Origin of the sequence: Microbacterium faecale (assembly GCF_014640975.1) — a bacterium.
Classification (GTDB): Bacteria; Actinomycetota; Actinomycetes; order Actinomycetales; family Microbacteriaceae; genus Microbacterium; species Microbacterium faecale.
Genome location: NZ_BMHO01000001.1, coordinates 1,981,833 through 2,006,814, shown reverse-complemented (window position 1 = coordinate 2,006,814; position 24,982 = coordinate 1,981,833). Strand labels below are relative to the sequence as shown.

General features: G+C 69.6%; 22 protein-coding genes. 1 reads left to right on the top strand and 21 read right to left on the bottom strand.

Annotation, left to right across the window (positions count from 1 at the left end; genetic code table 11):
- Positions 1–2 precede the first annotated feature (2 nt).
- The 21 genes from IEW87_RS09440 to IEW87_RS09340 all read right to left on the bottom strand — a co-directional run bounded on the left by IEW87_RS09440 (position 3) and on the right by IEW87_RS09340 (position 22,785).
- The gene (locus IEW87_RS09440; protein ID WP_188711984.1) at positions 3–2,018 is read right to left on the bottom strand and encodes a primosomal protein N' family DNA-binding protein; all 2,016 of its coding nucleotides are present in this window, start codon (positions 2,016–2,018) and stop codon (positions 3–5) included.
- Positions 2,019–2,029: 11 nt separating this feature from the next.
- Positions 2,030–3,220, bottom strand: coding sequence for a methionine adenosyltransferase (gene metK / locus IEW87_RS09435; RefSeq protein ID WP_188711983.1), 1,191 nt, complete (start codon positions 3,218–3,220; stop codon positions 2,030–2,032).
- Positions 3,221–3,230: 10 nt separating this feature from the next.
- Positions 3,231–3,488 carry a DNA-directed RNA polymerase subunit omega gene (gene rpoZ, locus IEW87_RS09430; protein WP_188711982.1) on the bottom strand — a complete coding sequence of 86 codons (258 nt, stop codon included), beginning with the start codon at positions 3,486–3,488 and terminating at the stop codon, positions 3,231–3,233.
- A 35-nt stretch (positions 3,489–3,523) separates the two neighbouring features.
- A complete protein-coding gene (gene gmk, locus IEW87_RS09425; RefSeq protein WP_188711981.1) occupies positions 3,524–4,432 on the bottom strand; it encodes a guanylate kinase in 909 nt (302 codons plus the stop codon).
- On the bottom strand, positions 4,425–5,306 hold the full coding sequence (gene pyrF, locus IEW87_RS09420) for an orotidine-5'-phosphate decarboxylase (protein ID WP_188711980.1): 882 nt from the start codon (positions 5,304–5,306) through the stop codon (positions 4,425–4,427). The genes gmk and pyrF overlap by 8 nt, the downstream gene beginning before the upstream one ends.
- Entirely contained in the window at positions 5,303–8,584 is a 3,282-nt protein-coding gene (gene carB, locus IEW87_RS09415; protein ID WP_188711979.1) for a carbamoyl-phosphate synthase large subunit, read from the bottom strand. The genes pyrF and carB overlap by 4 nt, the downstream gene beginning before the upstream one ends.
- Positions 8,577–9,755, bottom strand: coding sequence for a glutamine-hydrolyzing carbamoyl-phosphate synthase small subunit (gene carA, locus IEW87_RS09410; protein ID WP_188711978.1), 1,179 nt, complete (start codon positions 9,753–9,755; stop codon positions 8,577–8,579). Before carA ends, carB begins: the two co-directional genes overlap by 8 nt.
- A complete protein-coding gene (locus IEW87_RS09405) occupies positions 9,752–10,252 on the bottom strand; it encodes a PH-like domain-containing protein (protein ID WP_188711977.1) in 501 nt (166 codons plus the stop codon). The genes carA and IEW87_RS09405 overlap by 4 nt, the downstream gene beginning before the upstream one ends.
- Positions 10,249–11,556 carry a dihydroorotase gene (locus IEW87_RS09400; RefSeq protein WP_188711976.1) on the bottom strand — a complete coding sequence of 436 codons (1,308 nt, stop codon included), beginning with the start codon at positions 11,554–11,556 and terminating at the stop codon, positions 10,249–10,251. Before IEW87_RS09400 ends, IEW87_RS09405 begins: the two co-directional genes overlap by 4 nt.
- The gene (locus IEW87_RS09395) at positions 11,553–12,521 is read right to left on the bottom strand and encodes an aspartate carbamoyltransferase catalytic subunit (protein ID WP_188711975.1); all 969 of its coding nucleotides are present in this window, start codon (positions 12,519–12,521) and stop codon (positions 11,553–11,555) included. Before IEW87_RS09395 ends, IEW87_RS09400 begins: the two co-directional genes overlap by 4 nt.
- Positions 12,522–12,555: 34 nt before the next feature.
- On the bottom strand, positions 12,556–13,095 hold the full coding sequence (gene pyrR, locus IEW87_RS09390) for a bifunctional pyr operon transcriptional regulator/uracil phosphoribosyltransferase PyrR (protein ID WP_188711974.1): 540 nt from the start codon (positions 13,093–13,095) through the stop codon (positions 12,556–12,558).
- Positions 13,096–13,161: 66 nt separating this feature from the next.
- Positions 13,162–13,572, bottom strand: a complete 411-nt coding sequence (gene nusB / locus IEW87_RS09385; protein WP_188711973.1) for a transcription antitermination factor NusB — start codon at positions 13,570–13,572, stop codon at positions 13,162–13,164.
- Between the two features lie 2 nt (positions 13,573–13,574).
- Positions 13,575–14,138, bottom strand: a complete 564-nt coding sequence (gene efp, locus IEW87_RS09380; RefSeq protein WP_188711972.1) for an elongation factor P — start codon at positions 14,136–14,138, stop codon at positions 13,575–13,577.
- Positions 14,139–14,201: 63 nt separating this feature from the next.
- Positions 14,202–15,320, bottom strand: coding sequence for a 3-dehydroquinate synthase (aroB, locus tag IEW87_RS09375; protein WP_188711971.1), 1,119 nt, complete (start codon positions 15,318–15,320; stop codon positions 14,202–14,204).
- On the bottom strand, positions 15,317–15,859 hold the full coding sequence (locus IEW87_RS09370) for a shikimate kinase (RefSeq protein WP_188711970.1): 543 nt from the start codon (positions 15,857–15,859) through the stop codon (positions 15,317–15,319). Before IEW87_RS09370 ends, aroB begins: the two co-directional genes overlap by 4 nt.
- Positions 15,852–17,060 (bottom strand): chorismate synthase, encoded by a 1,209-nt coding sequence (gene aroC / locus IEW87_RS09365; protein WP_188711969.1) that lies wholly within the window; start codon positions 17,058–17,060, stop codon positions 15,852–15,854. The genes IEW87_RS09370 and aroC overlap by 8 nt, the downstream gene beginning before the upstream one ends.
- Positions 17,061–17,065: 5 nt before the next feature.
- Complete coding sequence (locus IEW87_RS09360; protein ID WP_229731062.1) at positions 17,066–17,875, bottom strand: shikimate dehydrogenase family protein; 810 nt, start codon at positions 17,873–17,875, stop codon at positions 17,066–17,068.
- A complete protein-coding gene (mltG, locus tag IEW87_RS09355; RefSeq protein WP_188711968.1) occupies positions 17,872–19,431 on the bottom strand; it encodes an endolytic transglycosylase MltG in 1,560 nt (519 codons plus the stop codon). Before mltG ends, IEW87_RS09360 begins: the two co-directional genes overlap by 4 nt.
- A 10-nt stretch (positions 19,432–19,441) precedes the next feature.
- Complete coding sequence (gene ruvX / locus IEW87_RS09350; protein WP_188711967.1) at positions 19,442–19,906, bottom strand: Holliday junction resolvase RuvX; 465 nt, start codon at positions 19,904–19,906, stop codon at positions 19,442–19,444.
- Between the two features lie 3 nt (positions 19,907–19,909).
- A complete protein-coding gene (alaS, locus tag IEW87_RS09345; RefSeq protein WP_188711966.1) occupies positions 19,910–22,570 on the bottom strand; it encodes an alanine--tRNA ligase in 2,661 nt (886 codons plus the stop codon).
- A 35-nt stretch (positions 22,571–22,605) separates the two neighbouring features.
- Positions 22,606–22,785 (bottom strand): hypothetical protein, encoded by a 180-nt coding sequence (locus IEW87_RS09340; protein WP_188711965.1) that lies wholly within the window; start codon positions 22,783–22,785, stop codon positions 22,606–22,608.
- A gap of 305 nt (positions 22,786–23,090) precedes the next feature.
- On the opposite strand from IEW87_RS09340, the gene IEW87_RS09335 reads away from it, so the two are divergent.
- Complete coding sequence (locus IEW87_RS09335; RefSeq protein ID WP_188711964.1) at positions 23,091–24,806, top strand: HNH endonuclease signature motif containing protein; 1,716 nt, start codon at positions 23,091–23,093, stop codon at positions 24,804–24,806.
- Positions 24,807–24,982: the final 176 nt, after the last annotated feature.

Below are 24,982 nucleotides of genomic sequence, written 5' to 3'. Positions count from 1 at the left end.
GATCACAGGTCGGGGTCGGCGACGTCGAGGCGCACTGCGAGTGTAGGGGGACTCGACCGCTGGCGGGGAGACGCTCCCTTCCCCCGCGGTTTTCGTGACCGAGACGTGACGGCAGCAGACACGACCGCTGCGCGCAGCGCCTTCGCGACGGACGCGCCCCGAGCGTACTCGAATCGCACGAGCGCACGCACGCGTCGGCGCCCGTCGGTTTCCTCTGCCGGCACGGGACCGAGCACGGCGTCCGTCCCCAGCTCGGGCACGCCATCGGCGAGCTGAGCCAGAGCGTCGGTGACCTCCTTCTCGTCGCCGGCGATGCTCGCCACGCGCACGGCGGGCGGCATCGCGACCGGCGCGCGCTCATCGAGTTCACGGTCGGCGTACGCGCTCTGCGTCCACGTCGCGAGTGCGCGGGCGACCGGGCCGGTGACCCCGACCAGGTGGACGACCGCTTCGGGCGCAGCGAGGGCCGCCGCGTTCGACCACCAGCGAAGACAGAACTCGCCGATACGCAGATCCGGCGCCTGCAGCATGCGGTCGCCGTCCAGCAGCAGCACCGCGCGATACCCGCCCTCGGCGACCGGCTCGGCACCGCGCGTCGCGACGACGAGCGCCGGCTCAGCTCCGACGCGCTCGACCGGGTGGGCGCCGTCAGCGACGATGATGCGCACGCCGGGGAAGGCACGCCCCAGCTCGTCCGCGGTCCGCTCGGATCCACTGGAGGCGAGACGCACGTGCGTCGCCTCGCAGGAGGAGCACTGCCATGCGTGCGCCGAACGGCCACACCACCGACACACGGGCGTCGCACCGCGGGCCGGAGCATGGAGCGGCCCGCCGCACACGCACCGCGCGGGCGATCGGCACTCCGCGCAGACGAGCGCCGGGGCGTATCCGGGACGCGCGACCTGCACGAGGACGGGTCCGACGTCCAGTGCCTCGCGCGCCGACCGAAACGCCGCCGACGGGATCCGCCCCGTGCGGGGAGCGTCCTGCGGTGCGGCGAGGACCACGCGCGGCGAGTGCCGCCTGGCGGACGGCGTCTCGGCGACGAACCCGATGCGGACGAGCCGCTGCACGTCGGACGACCGGGTGTGTCCGCACAGCACGAGCGCGCCCCCGTGGAGGCTCTGACGCACGAGCGCCGCGTCTCGCGCATGCGCGTACGGGGCGAGCGGCTCCTCGAAGAGCGGATCCCCGTCGTCCCACACCGCGAGCATGCCGAGGCGCGCGACCGGTGCGTAGACCGCCGAGCGGTTGCCGATCACGATGCAGGGGGCGTCGTCGAGCGTCCGCAGATAGTGCGCGTACCGTGCGGGGTTCGACTGATCGGCGTCGAGGCGCACGAGCGGCGCCTCGGGCGCCGCATCGCGCACCGCGGCCTCGAGCAGCGCCAGGTCCCGGTGGTTCGGAACGGCGATGACGGCCGACGCTCCGCCCGCAACCGTCTCGATCGCGGCGGCGGCGAGGAGGGCCGACCAGCGCGGCTGAGCCCCGTCGACACCGGGTGGGGCATCGAGTGCGACGCGCCCACCCTCTCGGATCGCCTCGACGAGCCCGCCGAAGACGCCGAGCATGTCGGTCGCCGCGGCGTGGATCGATGCGTCGGGACGCCACTGCTCGGGCGCGTCGGCCGCGAGCCACGTGCGCTCGGCGCGCACCATGCGGCGCGGTATCACGAGCCGCAGCACGTCAATCGCGGAACCCGCCTGGCGATCTGCCACGGCGCGCGCGAGCCGGTGTAGACGTGGCGGCATCACGGGAGCCGCCGATACGACCGTCTCGATGTCCGCGAGCACGCGCTCTTCGTCGGTCTCGACGTCCGTGTCCACGACGTACCCCTGCAGCACCCGACCCGCCGTGCGGAGCGGCACCGTCACGCGCACGCCCTGGCGCACGTCGTCTGCGAGCTCGTCCGGGATGCGGTAGTCGAAGAGCCGGTCGAGCTGCGGGAGCGGAGAATCCACGAGGATTCGCGCGATCGCGCGCGGTCCCTTCGGGGTCAGGTGCGCAGGATTCTCCATGCCGGCTGGGTCTACAGCCCTGCGGCTGCTCGCAGCTCGTCGACCCGGTCGGTGCGCTCCCAGGTGAAGTCGGGAAGCTCGCGGCCGAAGTGACCGTACGCCGCCGTCTGCGCGTAGATCGGGCGCAGCAGGTCGAGGTCGCGGATGATTCGCGACGGACGCAGATCGAAGACCGTGTCGATCGCCTGCGCGATCGTCTCGTCGCTGACGTGCCCCGTGCCGAACGTCTCCACGTAGAGCCCAACAGGCCGCGCTGTGCCGATCGCGTACGCGACCTGCACCTCGAGGCGGTCCGCGAGTCCCGCGGCAACGGCGTTCTTCGCGACCCAGCGCGTGGCGTAGGCCGCCGAGCGGTCGACCTTCGACGGATCCTTGCCGCTGAAGGCGCCGCCGCCGTGGCGCGCCGCTCCGCCGTAAGTGTCGATGATCACCTTGCGCCCGGTCAGTCCCGCGTCGGCCTTCGGTCCGCCGAGTTCGAAGCTGCCCGACGGGTTGATGCGCATTTCCGCATTCGACGCGTCGAGCCCCGTCTCATCGAGCACCGGGCGGATCACGAGCCGCTCCACGCTCTCGGCGAGGTCGGACTGCGAGATCTCCGGGCCGTGCTGAGTGGACAGCACGACCGTCTCGATCGTTCGGGGGACGGTTCCCTCGTAGCCGACCGTCACCTGCGTCTTGCCATCCGGCCGCAGGAACGCGAGTTCACCGGAGCGGCGCACCTTTGTCAGTCGCTCCGCGATGCGGTGCGCCGTCCAGATCGCCATCGGCATGTAGGACGGCGTCTCGTTGGTGGCGTAGCCGAACATGATGCCCTGATCGCCGGCACCCTGCAGGTCGTCGGGATCGGCGTCGTCGCCGGCGCGATGCTCCGCGCTCGTCGTCACGCCGGCGCCGATCTCGTTCGACTGCTCCCCCACCGAAACCGTCACGCCGCACGAGTCGGCGTCGAAGCCCATGTCGGATGAGGTATATCCGATATTCCGAATCACGTCGCGCACGATCGTGGAGATATCCGCGTAGCCGTCGGTCCGGATCTCTCCGGCAACATGGACGAGGCCCGTGGTCACGAGCGTCTCGACGGCGACGCGCGCATCCGGATCCTGCGCGAGCAGCGCGTCGAGCACGCTGTCCGAGATCTGGTCGCAGATCTTATCCGGGTGGCCTTCCGTCACCGATTCGGAGGTGAACAGTCGCAGGCTCATCGAGCGGGCGTCACTCTCCCGCCGCGCGCATGCGCAGCTTGTCCTGGTGGATCTCCCGCAGCGCGATCGACAGCGGCTTGTCCTCGACGGCCGAGTCGACGAGCGGACCGACGTTGTCGAAGAGCGAGCCCTCCTGCAGGTCGGTGTAGTAGTCGTTGATCTGACGAGCCCGCTTGGAGCTGTAGATCACGAGCTGGTACTTCGAGTCGACGCGGTCGAGAAGCTCGTCGATGGGCGGGTCGATGATGCCCTTGTTTTCCGTAGCCATACGTATCTCCTTGTGATTTGGGCGCGCGAGTCTGCTCAGCGCGCGGACGCCTGCATCAAGTCTACGACCTGGGCGGCCGCCTCGGCGACGTCGTCGTTCACGATGCGGTAATCGAACTCCCCCTGGGAGGCGAGCTCGACGCGCGCCGTGCGCAGTCGCCGCGCGCGTTCGTCCGCATCCTCGGTGCCGCGGCCGACGAGCCGGTCGCCGAGTTCGTCCCAGCTGGGCGGAAGCAGGAACACGAGGGTGGCACGCGGTTCGGCCTGTCGCACCTGGAAGGCGCCCTGCATGTCGATCTCGAGCAGCACCGGGCGCCCCTCGGCGATCGCGCGGTCGATGGGTCCGCGCGGGGTGCCGTAGCGGTGCACGCCGTGCACCGTCGCCCATTCGAGGAGCTCGCCATCCGCGATCAGCCGATCGAACTCGGCGTCGTCGGTGAAGAAGTAGTGCTGGCCGTCCACCTCACCCGGACGGGGGGCGCGGGTCGTCGCCGACACCGACAGCATCACGTCGGGGTGGTGTTCGCGGATGTGCGCCGCGACAGTGCCCTTGCCGACTGCCGTCGGGCCCGCGAGCACGACGAGGCTGCTGCGCCCGGGACGCGGTCGCGGCTCCGGGAAGCGCGCATCGAGCCAGGAGCACAGCGCGGCGCGCTGACGCGCCCCGAGGCCGCCCAGGCGCTTGACCGGCGAGATGCGCATCTCAGCGAGCAGTCGGTCGCGCTTGCCTTCCCCGATCGCGGGCAGGGCGGTGAGGAACTCCGTCACGCGAAGCGTCCCCGCCGCCGACGTGGCGTCCGCGGCGGCACGCCGCATCGCCTCCTGCGGCGTGATGACCCGTGTCGCGAGATCGCGCTTGAGGCTCGCGCGCGCACGGCGCGCGGCCACGGCGAGCCGTGACGCGGCGGCGCGGTCGACGTCGGGAGGGCGGGGAGAGTCAGTCATGAGGGGTCCTGCTTCCGGGGGTCGACCCCCGCTCAGCGCGTGCAGCGGCCGCCGCACGCGCATGGTCTTCGATCTCGGAGACGATCCTGCCTGGTCCGGCCGAGAGAATGCTCCGGCTCTCCGAGACGATCACCGCGTCCGCCGCGGATCCGAAGATCTCGGCCAGGCGCGCGGGCGCCGCTCCCTGATGCCCGAAGCCGGGGGCGAGAAGTGGCGCGACGGGCGTCGGCGGCTTGATACCGGCCTCATTCCAATCGACCGTGGCGCCGACGACGAAGCCGGCGCTGCCCCAGTCGCCACGGCCGACGTTTGCGGCGTTGTGCTCCGACACCTCATCGATCACGCGCTGGGACACTGTGCGCCCCTGCGCGTCCGTCGAGCGCTGCAGTCCGGCCGCCTCGGGGTTGCTCGTCGTGGCGAGCACGAAGACGCCCTTGCCGTGTGCGTAGGCCGTCGTGATCGCGCCGGACAGGGCGCCGACGCCGAGGTACGGACTGACGGTGACCGCGTCCGCCTCGAGCGGAGATCCCGGCGCAAGCCAGGCCTCCGCGTAGGCGTCCATCGTCGATCCGATGTCGCCGCGCTTCGCGTCAGCGATCGTGACGAGCCCGGCCTCACGCGCCGCGCGCAGAACGTCTTCAAGCGCTGCGAGTCCCTCGGATCCGAACCGCTCGAAGAACGACACCTGCGGCTTCACGATGGCCGCACGGGACGCCGCGGCGTCGACGACGGCCAGGCCGAACGACCTAGCACCTGCCGCGTCGACGTCGAGGCCCCAGGCGCGCAGCAGTTCGGCGTGCGGATCGATCCCGACGCACAACGGACCGAGCCGGTCCATGCCGGCCCGAATCCGCTCACCGAACGGCTGCGTCACGCCACCCGCTCCGCCGCAAACTCCTGCAGGCTCTTGACGTCGAAGCCATCGCCCATCGAGTCCATCGCGCTGACCGCGGCGCCGAGCGTCGCGATCGTGGTGAAGAGCGCCTTGTCGGCGCCGACCGCCGCGGCGCGGATCTCGTATCCGTCCGCGCGCGCCGACATTCCGCTCGGCGTATTCACGACGATGTCGACCTCGCCACGGGCGATCAGGTCCACCACGTTGTCGCGGTCGCTGCCCTGGGTCTCCGAGAATTTCTCGACGATCTCGACATCGATTCCGTTGCGCGCAAGGATCTCCGCGGTGCCCTCCGTGGCCAGCAGCCGGAACCCGAGCTGTCTCAGCCGGTGCGCCGGCAGGATCACATCGCGCTTGTCGCTGTCGGCGACCGAGATGAACACGGTGCCCGACAGCGGGATACCGCCGTAGGCGGCCGCCTGGCTCTTCGCAAAGGCGGTCGGGAAGTCACGGTCGATGCCCATGACCTCGCCCGTCGAACGCATCTCCGGCCCGAGCACGGAGTCGACGATCTTGCCGTCGACGGTGCGGAACCGCTTGAACGGCAGGACCGCCTCCTTGACCGAAACCGGTGCGTCCAGCGGCACGCGAGAGCCGTCTGCCTGCGGAAGCAGGCCCTCCTCACGCAGCTGCGCGATCGTGTCGCCCGCCATCACGCGGCTGGCCGCCTTTGCCAGCTGGATCCCGAGCGCCTTCGACACGAACGGCACGGTCCGGCTGGCGCGCGGGTTCGCCTCGATGACGTACAGCACGCCCGCGCTGATGGCGTACTGGACGTTCAGCAGGCCGCGCACGCCGACGCCCTGCGCGATCGCGCGGGTCGCCTCGACCACGCGCTCCACCTCGCTGCGCCCGAGCGACATCGGCGGCAGGGTGCACGACGAGTCGCCGGAGTGGATCCCGGCCTCCTCGAGGTGTTCCATGATCCCGCCGATGTAAAGATCATCGCCGTCGTAGAGGGCGTCGACGTCGATCTCGACCGCGTCATCGAGGAAGCGGTCGACGAGCAGCGGCGCACCGGTGCCGATGATGGCGCTCTCGGCGATCCGGTCGAAGTAGTCGTGCAGGCTCGGGGTGTCGTAGACGATCTCCATGCCACGACCGCCGAGCACGAACGACGGACGAACGAGCACCGGGTAGCCGATGTCCTCGGCGATGGCCACCGCCTCTTGTTCACTCGTGGCCGTGCCGTTGCGCGGCGCCGCGAGGCCGCCGCGCTCAAGGATCTCGCCGAACAGCTTGCGGTCCTCAGCGAGGTCGATCGCCGCCGGGCTCGTGCCGAGCACGGTGTAGCCGGCGTCCTGGATCCCGTGCGCCAGGCCGAGCGGCGTCTGGCCACCGAGCTGGCAGACGACGCCGACGATCTCGCCCGACGCCGCCTCGGCGTGAAGGACCTCGAGGACGTCCTCGAGGGTCAGCGGCTCGAAGTACAGCCGGTCGGACGTGTCGTAGTCGGTCGACACCGTCTCGGGGTTGCAGTTGATCATGACAGTCTCGTAGCCGGCGTCGCTCAGCGCGAACGAGGCGTGCACGCAGGAGTAGTCGAACTCCACGCCCTGCCCGATCCGGTTCGGCCCGGAGCCGATGATCACGACCTTGCGTCGGTCGGACGGCGTCACCTCGGTCTCCGCATCGTACGACGAGTAGTGGTACGGCGTGAGGGCCGGGAACTCCCCCGCGCACGTGTCGACCGTCTTGTAGACCGGGCGCAGCCCGAGGCCGTGACGGATCCGCCGCACCTCGTCCTCGGCGAGCCCACGCAGCTGCCCGATCTGGGCATCCGAGAAGCCGTGGTCCTTGGCGAGGCGCATGACGTGACTGTCGAGCTCTCCTGCTCCCGCGATCGCGTCGGCGACCTCGTTGATGAGCACGATCTGGTCGACGAACCACGGATCGATCTTCGTCGCGTCGAACACCTGCTCAGCCGTCGCGCCGAGGCGCAGCGCCTGCTGCACGTCGACGATCCTGCCGTCGGTGGGCACGACCATCGAGGCGAGCAGCTCGTCGACCGTGCGGGTCTCCTCGCCCCAGTGGAAGCTGGATCCACGCTTCTCGATCGAGCGCAGCGCCTTCTGCAGTGCCGTGGCGTAGTTGCGGCCGATCGCCATCGCCTCGCCGACCGACTTCATGGTCGTCGTCAGCGTCGGGTCGGCGGCCGGGAACTTCTCGAACGCGAAGCGGGGCACCTTCACCACGACGTAGTCGAGGGTCGGCTCGAACGATGCCGGGGTCACCTTGGTGATGTCGTTGGGAACCTCGTCCAGGCGGTAGCCCAGCGCGAGCTTGGCCGCGAGCTTGGCGATCGGGAACCCCGTCGCCTTCGACGCCAGCGCCGACGAGCGCGACACGCGCGGGTTCATCTCGATGACGATGACGCGCCCGGTCGACGGCTCCACCGCGAACTGGATGTTACAGCCGCCCGTGTCGACGCCGACGGCGCGGATGATGTCGATGCTGATGTCGCGCAGGTGCTGGTATTCGCGGTCGGTGAGCGTGAGGGCCGGTGCGACCGTGATCGAATCGCCCGTGTGCACGCCGACGGGGTCCACGTTCTCGATCGAGCAGACGACGACCGTGTTGTCGGCCGTGTCGCGCATGAGCTCGAGCTCGTATTCCTTCCACCCGAGGATCGATTCCTCGAGCAGGACCTCGGTCGTCGTGGACTCGATGAGACCCTGGCCGGCCATGCGGCGCAACTCGGTCTCGTTGTAGGCGAAGCCGGATCCGAGCCCGCCCATCGTGAACGACGGGCGGACGACGAGCGGGTAACCGAGCTCATCGGCCGCGTCGAGCACCTCGTCCATGGTGTGCGCGATGCGGCTCCTGGCCACCTCGGCACCTGAGGCGACAACGAGCTCCTTGAATACCTGGCGGTCCTCGCCACGGCGGATCGCCTCGACGTTCGCGCCGATGAGCTCGACGTCGTACTTCACCAGGATCCCCCGGTGGTGGAGCTCCATCGCGGCGTTGAGCGCCGTCTGGCCGCCGAGCGTCGGAAGGATCGCGTCGGGGTTCTCCTTCGCGATGATCGTCTCGAGCACCTCGGGGGTTATCGGCTCGATGTAGGTCGCGTCGGCGAAGTCGGGATCCGTCATGATCGTCGCCGGGTTCGAGTTCACGAGGATGACGCGCACGCCCTCCTCGCGGAGCACGCGGCACGCCTGGGTGCCGGAGTAGTCGAACTCGCAGGCCTGGCCGATGACGATCGGCCCGGATCCGATGACGAGAACGGAGGAGATGTCGTCGCGCTTAGGCATGTGCGCCCTTCTTGCTGAGGCGGTCGAGGACGAGATCGCGGAAGCGATCGAAGAGGTAGTTGGCGTCGTTCGGACCGCCGGCGGCCTCGGGATGGTACTGCACCGAGAACGCGGGGATGTCGAGGGCACGGAGTCCCTCGACGACCTCGTCGTTGAGGCCGATGTGGCTCACCTCGACGCGTCCGAAGCCCGCCGGGCTGTCGAAGGTTCCCTCGCGCGGCGCGTCCACGGCGAAGCCGTGGTTGTGCGAGGTGATCTCGACGCGGCCTGTCGATCGGTCGAGCACGGGCTGGTTGACCCCGCGATGACCGAACGGGAGCTTGTACGTGTCAAGGCCCAGCGCTCGACCGAACAGCTGGTTGCCGAAGCAGATGCCGAAGAACGGCAGCCCGTCGCGCAGCGCCCGCTGCAACAGCTCGACGTGGGTGTCGGAGGCGGCGGGGTCGCCGGGGCCGTTCGAGAAGAACAGCGCGACCGGGTCCGTCGCCTGCACGTCCTCATAGGACGACGACTGCGGGAGCACGTGGACGTCGAACCCGCGTCGCGCGAGGTTGTCGACCGTCGCCTGTTTGATGCCGAGATCGAGCACCGCGAGGTTCCCGATCCGCTCCCCGACAGCCGGCGTGATGTAGGCCGTGTCCACCGAGACCTCGCGGGAGAGGTTGCGCCCGGCCATCTTGGCGGATCCGCGCACGGCGGCGAGCTGCTCGTCGGCGTGCTGGCTCGCCGCGTCGCCGGAGAAGATCGCTCCGCGCATGGAGCCCTCGGACCGGATGCGGCGGGTGATCGCCCGGGTGTCGAGGCCGGCGATCGCCACGATGCCGTCGCGCTCGAGCGCGTCGTCGAGCGTGCCGTCCGCGCGCCAGCTCGAGGCCATCCGCGAGGGGTCGCGGACGATGTACCCCTCGGCCCAGATGCGGCGCGATTCCGGGTCGTCGTGGTTCACACCGGTGTTGCCGATGTGCGGCGCGGTCTGCAGCACGATCTGGCCGACATAGGACGGATCCGTGAGCGTCTCCTGGTAGCCGCTCATACCCGTCGTGAAGACGACCTCGCCGATCGTCGTGCCGCGGGCGCCGTACGCGTAGCCCTCGTGACGCGAGCCGTCCTCGAGGACCAGGACGGCCGGGTCCCGGTCGAGGAGCGGTGAGCGGGAACGGGTGGGGGTCATGATGTCGCTCCTGTGGTGGTCGATGCGGAGATGTCGTCGATGGCCGCCACGAACGCGGCAGGGTCGTCGTCCGTGAGCCGGATATAGGTGTCGAGCGTGCGAGAGCCAGCGGTCCACGCGACGAGCACGAGTCCGTCCGTCTCGACCACGCGGTCGATCGTCCACGTCGCGCGACCGGCCCCGACGAGCGCGCGCGCGGGGATGAACACGGCCGGCTCTCCCGCGAGAGCGAGGCCGAGGCCGCTTGTCGTCACGGTGACGTCGGCGCGCGCCCGGAACGCGAGAGGGCGGGCGACGATGCGGTCGAGCGGGTCGTCGTGCACGGTGGTCGCTACGTACAGCGCCGATGCGGAGAACGTCGTCTCGCCGACGGCGTCGCCGAGTGGCACGGCCACGCTCCGGTCGCGTCGCGACCTACGGACCCAGCCCCACGCCATGAGACCGAGCGCGATGACGGCGACCGCGATCATCACGGCGACGGCGCCTGCGGGGCTCATTCGGCCACCTCGAGGTCGACCAGCGCGCCGTCGGCGAGCGTGGGGCGGCCTCGGTGGATCGTCCAGCGAACGCTGCCCGGGAGCACGCGACCGGTAAACGGCGAGTTCCTGCTGCGCCCCCGCAGATCGGCGGTCGAGAACTCGGCCTTCGGCGCGGGGTCGTACAGCGTGATCTCCGCCGGCTGTCCCGCGGCGATCGGCGTGCCGTGGCCCGCGAGGGAACCGATGCGCGCCGGCGTCCGCGACATCACGCGCGCGACGTCGGACCAGTCGAGCTGGCCCGAGGACACCATCGTCTCGTGCACGACGCGCAGGGCGCTCTCGAGCCCCACCATCCCGTGTGCGGCCGCCGCCCACTCGGTCGACTTCGTCTCGTGCGTGTGCGGGGCGTGGTCGGTCGCGACGATATCGATCGTGCCGTCGGCGAGGCCCGCGCGCACGGCGAGGACGTCCTCTTCGCGGCGCAGCGGCGGGTTGACCTTGAACGTCGCGTCGTACCCGCGCACAAGCTCCTCGGTCAGGAGCAGGTGATGCGGCGTCACCTCGGCGGTCACGTCGACGCCGCGCTTCTTGGCCCATCGGATGATGTCGACGGACCCGGCGGTCGAGAGGTGACACACGTGCAGGCGAGAGCCGACATGCTCGGCGAGGAGCACGTCGCGCGCGATGATCGACTCCTCGGCGACCGCGGGCCAGCCCGCGAGCCCGAGCTCGGCCGAGACGGCGCCCTCGTTCATCTGCGCGCCCTCGGTGAGCCGCGGATCCTCCGCATGCTGCGCGATGACGCCGCCGAACGACTTCACGTACTCGAGCGCGCGGCGCATGATGAGCGGGTCCGCGACGCACGTGCCGTCGTCGCTGAAGACACGCACGCCGGCGCGCGAGGCGGCCATGGCGCCGAGTTCTGCGAGCCGCTCGCCCTGCCGGCCGACCGTCACGGCGCCAATGGGCTGCACCGTCGCGTAACCGGCGGCCTGGCCGAGCGCGAACTCCTGCTCGACGACGCCGGCGGTGTCGGCGACCGGGTTCGTGTTCGGCATCGCGAAGACCGCGCCGAAGCCGCCGGCCGCTGCCGCGCGCGTGCCCGTCAGCACTGTCTCGCTCGCCTCGAAGCCGGGCTCACGGAGGTGCACGTGCATGTCGACGAGCGCCGGGAGGGCGATGAGACCGTCCGCGTCGATGACGCGTGCGCCCGCGCGCTCGATCCCCGCGCCGACCTCGACGATGACGTCGCCCTCGATGAGGATGTCGGCGCGCTGGTCGCCTTCGATTGCGGCCCCGCGGATCAAGAGCACGTCGCTCATCGGTTCTCCTTCGTGTCGGGGCCGGAGAGCTCTCCAGCTAGCAGCAGATACAGCACAGCCATCCGCACCGAGACGCCGTTCGCGACCTGCTCGAGAATCGTCGCGCGCGGCGAATCGGCCGCTTCGGCGCAGATCTCGAGACCGCGATTCATCGGCCCGGGGTGCATCACGATCGTATCGCCCGAGAGCCGCGCGAACCTGACGGGATCGAGGCCCCACTGCCGGGCGTACTCGCGCTCGTTCGGAAAGAACGATCCGGTCATGCGCTCCGACTGGATGCGGAGCATCATGATCGCGTCCGGCGAGGCGTCGACGGCTTCGTCGAGGTCGTAGATGATGCGGGCGGGCCAGCGCGAGACGTCCTGCGGGACGAGCGTCGGCGGCGCGACGAGCGTGATGTCGGCGCCGAGCGCGTCAAGCAGCCACACGTTCGAACGCGCGACGCGGGAGTGCAGGACGTCGCCGACAATCGCGACGCGGTAGCCGTCGAGATCGCGTCCCCGCCCCGCGTCGCCGTGTCGACGGCGGCGCATCGTGAACGCGTCGAGGAGCGCCTGCGTCGGATGCTCGTGCGTGCCGTCGCCGGCGTTGACGACGCCCGCGTCGATCCAGCCGCTCGTGGCGAGCGTCCGCGGCGCGCCGGACGCACCGTGGCGCACCACGACCGCGTCGGCGGCCATGGCCTGGAGCGTCTGCGCCGTGTCCTGCAGGCTCTCGCCCTTCGAGACGCTCGAGCCCTTCGCGGAGAAGTTGATGACGTCGGCGGACAGCCGCTTCGCTGCGGCCTCAAACGAGATCCGGGTGCGCGTCGAATCCTCGAAGAAGAGGTTGACGACGGTCTTGCCGCGCAGCGTCGGCAGCTTCTTGACGTCGCGCGACTGCGTGGCGGCCATGTCCTCCGCGACGTCGAGGATCCGGATCGCGGCGTCACGGCTCAGCGTGCGCGTGTCGAGGAGGTGCCGCATCAGCGGATCCCGCCGTTCGTGCCTCGCCGCAGCTTCATCGGTCCGCCCCTTCGATCGTGACCTCGTCGACGCCGTCGATCTCGGTGAGTGCGACGTTCACGCGCTCGGAGCGCGCCGATGGCAGGTTCTTGCCGACGAAGTCGGGCCGGATCGGCAGCTCGCGATGCCCGCGGTCGACGAGGATCGCGAGACGTACGGTCGCAGGTCGACCGATGTCGCCGAGGGCGTCGAGCGCGGCGCGGATCGAGCGGCCGGAGTAGAGCACGTCGTCCACGAGGACCACGGTCGCGCGATCGATGCCGCCGCTCGGGATCGAGGTCGGTCGGGGCGCACGCGTCGGGTGCTGAGCCAGATCGTCGCGGTACATGGTCACGTCGAGCTGACCAGTCGGCACCCGCTGGCCAGCGAAGCGCTCGATGAGCGCCGCCAGCCGGTCGGCGAGGGGAACGCCGCGGGTGGGGATGCCGAGAAGGACGAGGCCGTCCGGACCCCGATTCGATTCGAGGATCTCGTGGGCGATGCGCGTCAGAGCGCGCGCCATATCGGCTTCATGAAGCACAGTTCTCGTGCTCATCTGCCGCTCCCTTCTCCGCCTCACGGGACGGTGTTAAAGGTGCAGGGCTGCGCGAATCAGTCTACGTCAACTCGCGCGCGCGATGCGCGCCAGCACGCCGTTCACGAACGCACCGGATCCGTCCGTCGAGAGATCCTTCACGAGTTCGACTGCCTCATCGATCGCGACGGCGACGTCGATCTCGTCGTTGTAGACCAACTCCCACGTCGACAGTCGCAGCACGGCGCGGTCGACGGCCGGCATCCTCTCGATGCGCCAGTCGCGGCTGTGCGTCGTCAGCAGCTCATCGATCTCGTCGAGGTGGTCGATGACGCCGTCGACGATCTCGCGCGCGTAGAGCCACGACGCGGCGCGCTCGGGCTCGTTGGCGGCGCGAACGGCCTCCGCGTCCAGCGCGACCGAGATCGCGTCGCCGCGGATGTCGGCCGAGAAGAGGATGTTCAGCGCGCGGCGGCGCGCCTTGGTGCGTGCGCTCACCGTCAGTCGTTCACGCGGCCGAGGTAGTCGCCCGTGCGGGTGTCGACCTTCACCTTCGTGCCCTCGTTAAGGAACAGCGGCACCTGGATCTCGGCGCCCGTGCTGACCGTTGCGGCCTTCGTGCCGGCGTTCGACCGGTCGCCCTGCAGGCCGGGCTCGGTGTAGGTGATCTCCACCACGACCGACGGCGGCATCTCGAGGTAGAGCGGCTGCCCATCGTGCATGCCGATCTGCACCTGCATATTCTCGAGGAGGAAGCGCGCCGCATCGCCCACGACGGCGTCGGTGACGTTGATCTGGTCGTAGTCCTCGACGTCCATGAAGACGAAGCTGTCGCCGTCGTTGTAGAGGTACTGGAAATCCCGACGGTCGACGTTCTGGATGTCGACCTTCGCACCGGCGTTGAACGTCCTGTCGACGGTCTTGCCCGACACGACGTTCTTGAGCTTGGTGCGCACGAACGCACCGCCCTTGCCCGGCTTGACGTGCTGGAACTCCACAACGTTCCAGAGCTGTCCGTCGATCGAAAGAACGACGCCGTTGCGGATGTCTGCGGTCGATGCCATGGGTATGAGGTTCCGTTTCCGTCGTGTGCCAAGCCGTGCGGGCCGAAGGCCCGACGGGTGATTCTACCGTGATCCGGTGCGCACGATCCCGCCGGTGCTCTCCTCGGCGATCTCCTGGTACGCCGCGAACAACAGTGACTGGTCGGGCGCCTGCATCACGGCGGGCTTGCCGAACTCGTCCAGCACGATGAAGCGCAGCTGGCCGGCCCGCGTCTTCTTGTCGCGCTGCATCGACGCGAGCAGCTGGTTCCACGCTCCCGCTCGGTACGTCGTGGGCAGGCCGAGGTCGGTGAGGATCCGGCGATGCCGATCGACCGCGTCGTCACTCAGTCGCCCCGCGAGGCGCGAGAGTTCCGCAGCGAACATCATGCCGATCGAAATGGCCGCCCCGTGGCGCCACTGGTAACGCTCAGCGTGCTCGATCGCGTGACCGAGGGTGTGGCCGTAGTTCAGGATCTCCCGGAGCCCCGACTCGCGGAAGTCGGCGCCCGTCACATCGGCCTTCATGCGGATCGCGAGCTCGATGCAGCGGCGGAACTGCTCCGACGACGGGTCGAGCGCGGTCTCGCGGTCGGCCTCGACGAGGTCGAGGATCTCGGGGTACCGGATGAAGCCGGCCTTCAAGACCTCGGCGAATCCGGCGGTCAGCTCGTTGACCGGAAGCGGCTCCAGCAGCTCCAGGTCGCAGATCACCGCGCGCGGCGCCCAGAACGCACCGACGAGGTTCTTACCCTCGGTTGTGTTGATGCCCGTCTTGCCGCCAACAGCCGCGTCGACCATGCCGAGCACGGTGGTCGGCACCTGCACGACCGCCACGCCGCGCAGCCACGTCGCGGCCGTGAAGCCGGCGAGGTCGGTCGCCGCTCCCCCGCCGAAGCCCACGATCGCGTCCGTGCGGGTGAAGTCCGCCTGTCCGAGGATTCCCCAGAGGAACGACGCCACTTCGATGCGCTTGGCGCCCTCCGCGTCGGGGATCTCGGCGAGCAGGACCTCGAGGTCGCCGTCGGCGAGGAGTTCTTCGCGGATGTCCGCGACGATGCGGCCGAGCGTCGGCTGATGGACGATCAGCACCTTCTTCGCCTCCGGAGGGAGCGAATCACGCAGTTGGTGTCGCAGTCCCGTGCCGACGAGCACGTCGTAGCCGGGCTCTCCTTCGACGCGGATCACGGTCTTCTCGCTCATGCGGTGTCCCTTCTGTCGATGGCGATGCCGAGTCGATCAGCCGCCCACTCCGCGGCGGAGTCGACGACGAGGCGCAGCGGACCACTCGAGGTATCGAAAGTCACGTCCGCGAGCGCCTCATAGATCGGTCGGCGTTCGGCGGCGATCCGGCTCCACTCCGCGATGGGGTCGGCGGCGTTGAGCAGCGGGCGCTTGGCGCCTCGGATGCGCGACCGAATGGTGCGTTCGGAGACCGTGAGGAGCACCACGTGGTGATGCGCGAGCGCCTCGCGAGTCTCGTCGGTGACGACCGCTCCCCCGCCGAGCGCGACGATGCCGCCTCGGGTGAGGGCGTCGACGACCGCATCACGTTCGACGCGACGGAAGGCCGCCTCGCCATGCTCAGAGAAGAAGTCGGCGATGGGACCGTGCTCGGCGACGACCATCGCGTCGGTGTCGGCGAAGGGCACGTCGAGACGTTTCGCGACCCGCCGCGCGATGCTCGTCTTCCCTGATCCCATCGGACCGATGAAGGCGACCGAGGCGCGGCCGTCACTCATCGCTCATCGACCGGCCCGTCGTCCGAAGCGTCTCGGGGATCGCGTCGAGGTACGCGGTGAGGTTGCGGCGCGTCTCGTCGACCGAGTCGCCTCCGAATTTCTCGAGGATGGCGCTGGCCAGCGTGATCGCGACCATGGCCTCCGCGACGACACCGGACGCCGGAACCGCGCACACATCCGAGCGCTGGTGGTGCGCACTGGCGGTCTCGCCCGTCGCGACGTCGATCGTGTCGAGCGCGCGCGGGACGGTCGCGATCGGCTTCATGCCGGCACGCACGCGCAGCGTCGTGCCCGTCGACATACCGCCCTCGGTGCCGCCGGCGCGATCGGAGCCACGCGAGATCCCGTCCGCCGACGCGTAGAGCTCGTCGTGCGCAGCGGAACCGCGCCGCCGCGTCGTCTCGAAGCCGTCGCCGATCTCGACGCCCTTGATGGCCTGGATACTCATGAGCGCCTGCGCAAGCCGGCCGTCGAGGCGACGGTCCCAGTGCACGTGCGAGCCCAGCCCCGGCGGCAGGCCCACGGCAATGACCTCCACGATGCCGCCGAGCGTGTCGCCCGACTTCCTGGCGTCGTCGATCTCGGCGACCATGCGCTCGCTCGTAGCCGAGTGGAAGCAGCGCAGCGGATCCGCATCGAGGCGCTCGACGTCGTCGGGCGTGGGAAGAGGTGCGTCGTCAGGAACCGCGACGGGGCCGATTGACAGCGTGTGCGCGACGAGCCGGATCCCGAGTTCGGAGAGGAAGGAGCGGGCGACCGCTCCGAGCGCGACGCGCGCCGCCGTCTCGCGCGCGCTGGCGCGCTCGAGGATCGGTCGAGATTCCGTGAAGCCGTACTTCTGCATGCCGACGAGGTCGGCGTGACCAGGACGAGGGCGCGTCAGCGGCGCTCCCCGACCGCGCGACATCGCGCTGAGCTCGGTCGGCTCGGCACTCATCACCTCGGTCCATTTCGGCCATTCGGTGTTGCCGACGCGAATCGCGACGGGGCTGCCCATGCTGAGGCCGTGGCGCACGCCGCCGGAGAGCGTGAGCTCGTCCTGCTCGAACTTCATCCGCGAGCCGCGGCCATAGCCGAGCTTTCGGCGCTGCAGGTCGGCCTGAATGTCGTCGATCGAGACGGGGACTCCCGCGGGGAGTCCCTCCATGATGGCGATGAGTTCGGGGCCGTGCGATTCGCCGGCGGTGAGCACGCGGAGCATGGCTCCTAGCCTAGAGCGTCTCGCATCGCACTCACGACGCGGGGCTCATCGGGCAGCGGTTCGTCCACGTTCCCGGTGAGGAAGATCCGCACTTGGAGGACGGCCTGGTGCAGGAGCATGCCCAGGCCGCGGTGGGCGGGCGCCGGCCATGCGGAAGCGAGGGCGCTCGGCCACGGGCTGTATGCAACGTCGAAGAGCACCCCTCCGTTCGCGGCGAGCCGGTCGGTGACGTCCGGCGCGAGCTCGGCGCCGCCGGGCAGCGTCGCGATCGTCAGGTCGACAGGACGGGCGACGGCGTCGAAGGAGACGCCGCGTGCGGACAGGCCCAGTCCGGTGCCCACGTCCGCCGCGGCGGCGGCTTGCTCGGGACGGCGTGCGGCGACCTCGACCTGGGCGACTCCGAGTTCCGCGAGGGCGGCCACGGCCGAGATGGTCGTCGCTCCCGCGCCAACGATCCGGACGGTCCGCGACGCCGCGAGATCGAGCTCGTCGAGCGCGCGGACGATGCCGCCGACGTCGGTGTTGTAGGCGCGCAGTCCCTCCTCAGTCGGGAGCAGCGTGTTCGCCGCTCCGGTCACCGCCGCGCGCTGATCCCGCCATGGTGCCGCATCGTGCGCGCGCTGCTTGAGCGGATACGTCACGGCGAGGCCGCGCACACTGGCGTCGGCCAGGGCGCGGTCGAAGCGACCGAGGGGCACCTCGCGGCGCGTGAAGAGCCAGTCGAGGCCGAGCGTTCGGTAGGCCGCGGCGTGCAGCACCGGAGAGCGACTGTGACCGATCGGATCGCCCCAGACCTCGAGGCGGTGGGTGGTCACCCGCAGCCCGTCTCGTCCGGGTTGTCGGCGCACCACTGCTGCAACTCGGCGACGTACTCCTCGTGCTCGGCGAGTGTCGACGCGAACCGCGTCTCTCCCGACGAGAGGTTCACGGTCACGAAGTACAGCCAGTTGCCGTCAGTGGGATTGACGGCGGCGTCGATCGCGAGTGCTCCCGGGTTCGAGATGGGTCCAACGGGGAGGCCCGTGTGGGCGTAGGTGTTCCACGCGTTGTCGTCCTCCAGCGCCTCGGCTGAACTGAAGACATCGCCGTCGTGCATCTCGCCGTAGCCGTACTGCGCCGTCGAGTCCATCTGCAGGCGCATGTCGTCGTCGAGACGGTTCTGGATCACCCGAGACACACGATAGAAGTCCTCCTCCGCCCGTGCCTCGCGTTCGAGGATCGATGCGATCGTGAGCACGCGCTGCATCCGGTCCTCGGGCACGCCGGCGTCTTCGAGCGTGCTGCGGGTGCGGTCGACCAGGTCCTGGATCACCGTGGTGACTTCCGTGCCGGGCGTGTACTCGTAGGTTCCCGGGAAAAGCCACCCTTCGAGGGAGTCCGCGTCGACGCCGTAGTCGGACGGATCCTCGAGTGCCGCGACGACCTCGCCCTCGGGGACCTCGAGTGCCGTCGCGATGACGGGCGCGATCTGGTCGTTCGCGTATCCCTCCGGGAACGCGACGCCCGGAAGCCGGGCCTCCGGGTCCTCGAGCCGCTCGAGCGCGGCGGATGCGGTCATCATCCGCTGCAGTTCGTACATGCCGGGGCGGAACTCGGGGTTCTGCTGCGCGTCGACGAGCATGTCGTAGAAGACCGACTCGGTGCGCGTGACGTCAGCCTCATAGAGCGCCTGCGAGACCTCCCAGCCCGTGTCGCCCTGCTGGATCATGATGACGGCCTCGCCGGTGGCTTGTCCGGACTCGTAGTCGGTCGGCTCCGAGTTCCAGCCGAGGAGCTCGCCGATGGGCCCGCCATACGTCTTCGCGGCCCACATCCCGCCGAGTACCAGCGCGACGATGAGCGCGACGATGATCACGATGATCGCGATCGCACCGCCGCGCCGCTTCTTCGGGCGCGCGGCCGTCCCCTCCGCCGGCGTCAGGAGACTCTCGAGCGTGGAACCGCTGGCGGCCGCCGCGGCGTAGCTGTGCACGGAGTCATTCGACGGTCCCGCGTCGCCCCCGGGCGCCGGGGCGCCAGCTGACGACGGCGGGGCGAACTGCGCGGCGGATCCGCTCGCTTCCCGTGCGGGCGTCGCCGCGGTCGGCACGGTGCGCGGGTGCGTCGACTCGGCCGGAGCGGGCTTCTGGTCGCGCACGGCGGGGCGAGGTGCAGGCTCAGGCTCAGGCTCAGGCTCAGGCTCAGGCTCAGGCTCAGGCTCAGGCTCAGGCTCAGGCTCAGGCTCAGGTGAGCGCGGCGGTTCTTGTACCGACACCGCCGCTGCGTCGCCGTCATCGGGCGCTGGCGCGCCGTCGTTCCGCTCGCGTTCGCGCTGCTGCCGCAGCTCGCGCCTCGTCAGCGGCCTGGCTTCAGGGGAATCGGGCTCGGTCATGACGGACCTATTACTCCTCGTCCAGAACCGTGCCGGGCGCACGGCCAGTGGTCTTCTCAGTGTCGACGGCGTGTTGGAGGAACACCACCGCCGCAATCTGATCGACGATACCGCGAGACTTCTTCTGAGAGCGACCCGACTGTCTGAGCGCGGTGTGCGCGCTCACCGTGCTGAGGCGCTCATCCACCAGGCGTATCGGCGTCTCGGGAAGCGCTGCAGCCAGCTCCGTCGCGAATCGACGCGCGTCGTCAGTCGACGGCGTGTCCTCGCCACGCATGTTGAGCGGAAGGCCGACCACGAGCTCGATCGGCTCGTACTCGGCGACGAGGTCACCGATGCGGGCCACGGATCCGCTCGCGCGCGCCACGGTCTCGACCGGCACGGCGAGCATGCCGTCCGGGTCGCACCGCGCGACACCGATACGAGCGCGCCCGACATCGATCGCGAGACGCACTCCGCGTCGGAACTCCCCCATCGCCTAAAGCGCCGCGACCGCGTCCTGAAGCGCGCTGAGCGCGGCGGGAATCGCGGACGAGTCCTGTCCACCGCCCTGCGCGAGGTCCGGCTTGCCGCCTCCCCCGCCGCCGAGCGCGCCGGTGGCGAGCTTGACGAGGGCGCCCGCCTGCGCACCGCTCTCGCGCGCGCGCTCGGTGGTGCCGATCACGACGACCGGGCGGTCGTTCGCGACGCCGATGAGGGCGACGACCGCTGCCTCGCCCGCGAGGCGCTCGCGCGCCTGCGTGACCAGCGTGCGCACGTCGTCCGCGGACCCGACGTCACCGAGCGCCTCGGCGACGAGCGTGATGCGACCGGCCGGCGCCGCGGCGGCGACCAGCTCCGGCACGCGCTGCTGCAGTTTCTGGGCCTCGAAGGCCTGGATCCGCTTCTCGGCGCGCTTGAGGTTCGCCGACAGCTCGGCGACGCGGCCGGCGAGCTTGTCCTTCGGTGTCTTGAGGGCGCTGGTGAGCTCCTGGACGATCCGACGCTCGGAGGCGAGCTCACGGAACGCGTCGGCGCCGACGAGCGCCTCGACGCGGCGGTTCGCCGCGCCCACCGACGATTCACCGGTGAGCGACACGAGGCCGATCTCGGCGGAGGTCGCCACGTGGGTTCCGCCGCACAGCTCACGCGACCAGGGCCCGCCGATGTCCACGACGCGAACGGTGTCGCCGTACTTCTCGCCGAACAGGGCCATCGCTCCCGCAGCCTTCGCTTCGTCGAGGGACATCGTGCGCGTGGCGACCCCGAGGTTGTCGCCGATCGCGCGGTTCGTGATCTCCTCGATCTCCGACTTGGTCGCGTCGGACAGTGCCTGCCCCCACGAGAAGTCGAAGCGCAGGTATCCGGCCCGGTTCAGGGATCCGGCCTGCCGTGCGCCGGAACCGAGCGTGTCGCGGAGCGCGGCGTGCACGAGGTGCGTCGCCGAGTGCGCGGCCTGAGCGCGACGCCGGTTCGCCTCGTCGACCACGGTCGTCGCGGCATCGCCGATGCCGACCTCGCCCGTGTGCACGGTGACGGTGTGACTGATGAGTCCGGCCACGGGCCGCTGCACGTCGATCACGTCGAGCTCGAATCCGCTGCCGATGATCGTGCCCTTGTCGGCGACCTGGCCGCCCGACTCCGCGTAGAGCGTCGTCTCGGGGAGGATCACCTCGGCGACCTGTCCGGCGACCGCGCGGTCGACCGGCGCTCCGTCGACGAGGATCCCGACGACGCGGCTCGCGGCCGTCAGCTCGTCGTAGCCGAGGAACGCGGTCTCGCCGAGCGCGCGGAACTCCCGGTAGACGCTGACGTCGGCGATCGAGCTCTTGCGGGAGCGCGCATCTTCCTTCGCCCGCTCGCGCTGACGGCGCATGAGGTCGTCGAAGGCGTCGCGATCGACCCCGAGTCCGGCCTCGCCCGCGATCTCGAGTGTGAGGTCGATCGGGAAGCCGTAGGTGTCGTGGAGCAGGAACGCCTGGTCGCCGCCGAGCGAGGAGCTTCCCGTGTCCTTGGCCTTCTCGAGCGCGGTGTCGAGGATCGTCGTGCCGGCGCTCAGCTTGCGCAGGAAGGAATCCTCCTCGGCGTACGCGTAGGTGGAGATGCGCTCCCAGTCGGTCTCGAGCTCCGGGTAGTTCTCCTTCATCGCGTCCCGCGAGACGGTGAACAGCTCGGGGAAGGTGGCCTCTTCGACGCCGAGAAGGCGCATGGAGCGCACGGCACGGCGCATGAGGCGCCGCAGCACGTAGCCGCGTCCCTCGTTCGCCGGGGTCACGCCGTCGCTCAGCAGCATCATGGAGCTGCGTACGTGGTCGGCGATGATCCGGAAGCGCACGTCGTCGCCGGCGTCGGCGCCGTAGCGACGACCGCTCAGCTCACTCGCGCGATCGAGCACGGGGCGCACCTGGTCGATCTCGTACATGTTCTGCACGCCCTGCTTGAGGAAGGCGACGCGCTCGAGCCCCATGCCCGTGTCGATGTTCTTCTGCGGCAGGTCGCCGACGACGCGGAAGTCGGTCTGACTCCTCACGTCGGCGAGCATCTCCTGCATGAACACGAGGTTCCACAGCTCCATGAACCGGGTGTCATCGACTGCGGGGCCGCCGCCCGGACCGTGGGCCGGTCCGCGGTCGAAGAAGATCTCGGAGTCGGGGCCGCCGGGACCGGGCTGGCCGGTGTGCCAGTAGTTGTCCTCGCGCCCCATTCGCTGGATGCGCTCGGCGGGCAGACCGATGACGCGGCGCCAGATGTCGGCCGCCTCATCGTCGGTCTCGTAGACGGTGACCCAGAGGTCCTTCTCATCGAAGCCGAGGCCTCCGTCGGCCTCGCTGGAGGTGAGGAGCTCCCACGCGTACGTGATCGCGCCTTCCTTGAAGTAGTCGCCGAAGGACCAATTCCCCATCATCTGGAAGAACGTGCCGTGGCGGGCGGTCTTGCCGACCTCTTCGATGTCGTTCGTCCGGATGCACTTCTGCAGGTCAGCGGCCCTCGAGTACGGGGCCGGAACGACGCCGGTCAGGTAGGGAATGAACGGCACCATGCCCGCGACCGTGAACATCAGCGACGGGTCGTCACTGACGAGCGACGCCGAGGGAACGATTGTGTGATCCTTCGAGCGGAAGTGATCGAGGTACCGGGTAGCGATCTCCGCGGTCTTCATATCAGGGAATGCGTCCTTGTCAGAGCCTGTGGCGGTCAGTCGTTGGTCTCGCGGGCGACTTCGGCCCGGTACGCGTCGGCAAGCGCATCCGTGAACCCGTTGATGCGCGAGTCGATCGACGCGAGCAGCTCGTTGCCGCGAGGATCCTTGGTCATGAAGTGCGCGGCCACGAACCCGCCCACGATGCCGAGCAGGAACCACAGGAGCTTCTTCATACGTGCATCCTATCCGCCGTGCCCGCTCTCGCGCTGACGGTCCGGCGAGCGTACACGAGGCGGATGAAGGTGCGGGCGGGCGCGATCGGTACGACGGACACGCAACGGGCCAGGACAGCGGCACGACCGCGGCGAGCGAAAGCGATGATCGACTCCTCGATCACGGCGGTGTTCTCCTCGCTGATGCGCTGCATTCGCCGGGGCGCGACGATATAAGGTGGCATGCCAGCGCGTTCCCTGACCTCAAAGTGAATCCCGGCTCGAATCTTTCTTCGAATGTCAGTGGTCCCTCGTAGCGTTGACATATGGACGCCGAACGCATCACGCGAAAGCTCGAGGGATTGGATCCCCGGCAGCGTGAGCGCGCGCGGGTCCTCGTCGACGAAGTCGTGGAGTGCGATCGCGAGATCGCCCGCGCGGAAGGAAAGAAGGCTCTCGTGCTGGCGGAGCTGGCAGAGATCGCGCATGCGGAAGGCGAGCGATCGCCCGCCCCGAACGGTATCGAGGATGCACGCAGGGCGATGGCCTCCGAGATCGCCGCGGCGACGCACACCCACCCCGCCGCGGCGAAGCACGTCATGGAAGAGGCCGAGGGTTTCGTCTCCGACTATCCACGCATGCGCGAAGCCCTCTGCGACGGGCGGATCAGCGCACGACATGCCCGCGCCGTGGCCGACGCGGGCGGGGTGCTCGACCACGACGCACGCGCCTCGCTCGATGACGCGGCGGTTCCGTTCGCGGAGACGAGCACTCCCGGCGACCTGAAGCGGATCGTGAAGCAGCAGGTCGCGCAGCTCGACGCCGTTTCGCTGCACGAACGCCATGAGCGCGAACGAGCCAAGCGGTTCGTGACGCTGACCGAACGCGACGACGGCATGAGTGACCTGCTCTTCTACATGCCGACCTTCGAAGCGCGCGCGATCTACGACCGCGCGACGCAGCTGGCGAAGGTCGTGAAGACTGACAGACGCAGGGCTCGACGCGAGGCCCAAGGCGCGCGCGGCATCGGCGAGGTGAGCGCCGCAAGCGAAAGTGCCGCCCGGGACCGTGGCGACGACGTCAGAACCAGAAGCGTTCGCGCCGACAGCAACAGCGGCGCCCGGGACTATGCCGACGCAGGCGGGGCCAAGGTCGACCGCGCCGACAACGAACGTTCCATCCGCGCGCATACCGACGCGGCGCGAGCCACGGCTGATCACGCCAACGGCGAAAATGCCGACCCGGACCGTGACGAGGCAGGCGGGGCGAGAAGTGGTCGCGCCGACGGCGACGATGCGCGCGAAGCCGTCGCTCAGACGTCAGGGCGCGCGCAGTCAGCAGACGCCGCATCCGGCCCCTCGCTTCTCAACGCCGACTCCGCGGTGACGGCCACCGATCTCCGGACGACGGACCAACTCCGAGTCGACATCCTCACCGATCTGATCCTGACGTCCTCCCCCACAGCCCACGAGCTGCACGCAAGCGGATCCGGGTCCGCGCTCGCCGAGGTGAGCGCAACCGTGCAGGTCACCGTCCCGGTCGAGCAGATCATCGACCCAAGCGACGGCATCAGCTGGATCGACGAGGGCGGGCTCATCTCGCCGAACACAGCCCGGGGCATCGCCGGGCGCGCCGCGGGCTGGGAACGACTCTTCTACCGACCTGAGACGGGCGTCATTGAACACGTCGATCATTACCGACCATCCTCAGGACAAAGACGGGCGCTGATCGGGCGCGACGTCACCTGCCGGTTCCCCGGATGCACCACGCCCGCACGCCGTAGCGACGTCGACCACACGCGCGACTATGCCCGAGGCGGGTCAACGACGCTCACCAACCTCGCACACCTCTGCGAGAGCCATCACGTGATGAAACACCAGTCCGGGTGGTCTGTGACCCAACGTGCACATGGCGTCATGGAATGGACGAGTCCGACCGGACGCACATACGAAGACGAACCAGTGAGTCGCGTGTTCTTCCGGCAAACGGCCGGCTCTGACGACGAAGATGACCCGCCCTGGGCAACGCGAAGGGCGACGTAGACGCGAGGATCAGCTCTCTCAGAATGAGCCCATGACCGATTTCGGCGCGTGACCGTGATGTAGGTGCAGGCAGGACGTCGCTACTTCGCGACTGTCGCGAAGAGCCGGCCGTGCGGACGCGGTGCCTGACTCGTCGACGTTGTGGCGTCGACGCTCCTGGCTCCGCGCCGCAGCAG

Coding starts and splice junctions, on each gene's coding strand:
- IEW87_RS09440 (WP_188711984.1), bottom strand. CDS start 2,018: ATGGAGAATCCTGCGCACCTGACCCCGAAGGGACCGCGCGCGATCGCG.
- metK (WP_188711983.1), bottom strand. CDS start 3,220: ATGAGCCTGCGACTGTTCACCTCCGAATCGGTGACGGAAGGCCACCCG.
- rpoZ (WP_188711982.1), bottom strand. CDS start 3,488: ATGGCTACGGAAAACAAGGGCATCATCGACCCGCCCATCGACGAGCTT.
- gmk (WP_188711981.1), bottom strand. CDS start 4,432: ATGACTGACTCTCCCCGCCCTCCCGACGTCGACCGCGCCGCCGCGTCA.
- carB (WP_188711979.1), bottom strand. CDS start 8,584: ATGCCTAAGCGCGACGACATCTCCTCCGTTCTCGTCATCGGATCCGGG.
- carA (WP_188711978.1), bottom strand. CDS start 9,755: ATGACCCCCACCCGTTCCCGCTCACCGCTCCTCGACCGGGACCCGGCC.
- IEW87_RS09405 (WP_188711977.1), bottom strand. CDS start 10,252: ATGAGCCCCGCAGGCGCCGTCGCCGTGATGATCGCGGTCGCCGTCATC.
- IEW87_RS09400 (WP_188711976.1), bottom strand. CDS start 11,556: ATGAGCGACGTGCTCTTGATCCGCGGGGCCGCAATCGAAGGCGACCAG.
- IEW87_RS09395 (WP_188711975.1), bottom strand. CDS start 12,521: ATGCGGCACCTCCTCGACACGCGCACGCTGAGCCGTGACGCCGCGATC.
- pyrR (WP_188711974.1), bottom strand. CDS start 13,095: ATGAGCACGAGAACTGTGCTTCATGAAGCCGATATGGCGCGCGCTCTG.
- efp (WP_188711972.1), bottom strand. CDS start 14,138: ATGGCATCGACCGCAGACATCCGCAACGGCGTCGTTCTTTCGATCGAC.
- aroB (WP_188711971.1), bottom strand. CDS start 15,320: ATGAGCGAGAAGACCGTGATCCGCGTCGAAGGAGAGCCCGGCTACGAC.
- IEW87_RS09370 (WP_188711970.1), bottom strand. CDS start 15,859: ATGAGTGACGGCCGCGCCTCGGTCGCCTTCATCGGTCCGATGGGATCA.
- aroC (WP_188711969.1), bottom strand. CDS start 17,060: ATGCTCCGCGTGCTCACCGCCGGCGAATCGCACGGCCCCGAACTCATC.
- mltG (WP_188711968.1), bottom strand. CDS start 19,431: ATGACCGAGCCCGATTCCCCTGAAGCCAGGCCGCTGACGAGGCGCGAG.
- ruvX (WP_188711967.1), bottom strand. CDS start 19,906: ATGGGGGAGTTCCGACGCGGAGTGCGTCTCGCGATCGATGTCGGGCGC.
- alaS (WP_188711966.1), bottom strand. CDS start 22,570: ATGAAGACCGCGGAGATCGCTACCCGGTACCTCGATCACTTCCGCTCG.
- IEW87_RS09340 (WP_188711965.1), bottom strand. CDS start 22,785: ATGAAGAAGCTCCTGTGGTTCCTGCTCGGCATCGTGGGCGGGTTCGTG.
- IEW87_RS09335 (WP_188711964.1), top strand. CDS start 23,091: ATGGACGCCGAACGCATCACGCGAAAGCTCGAGGGATTGGATCCCCGG.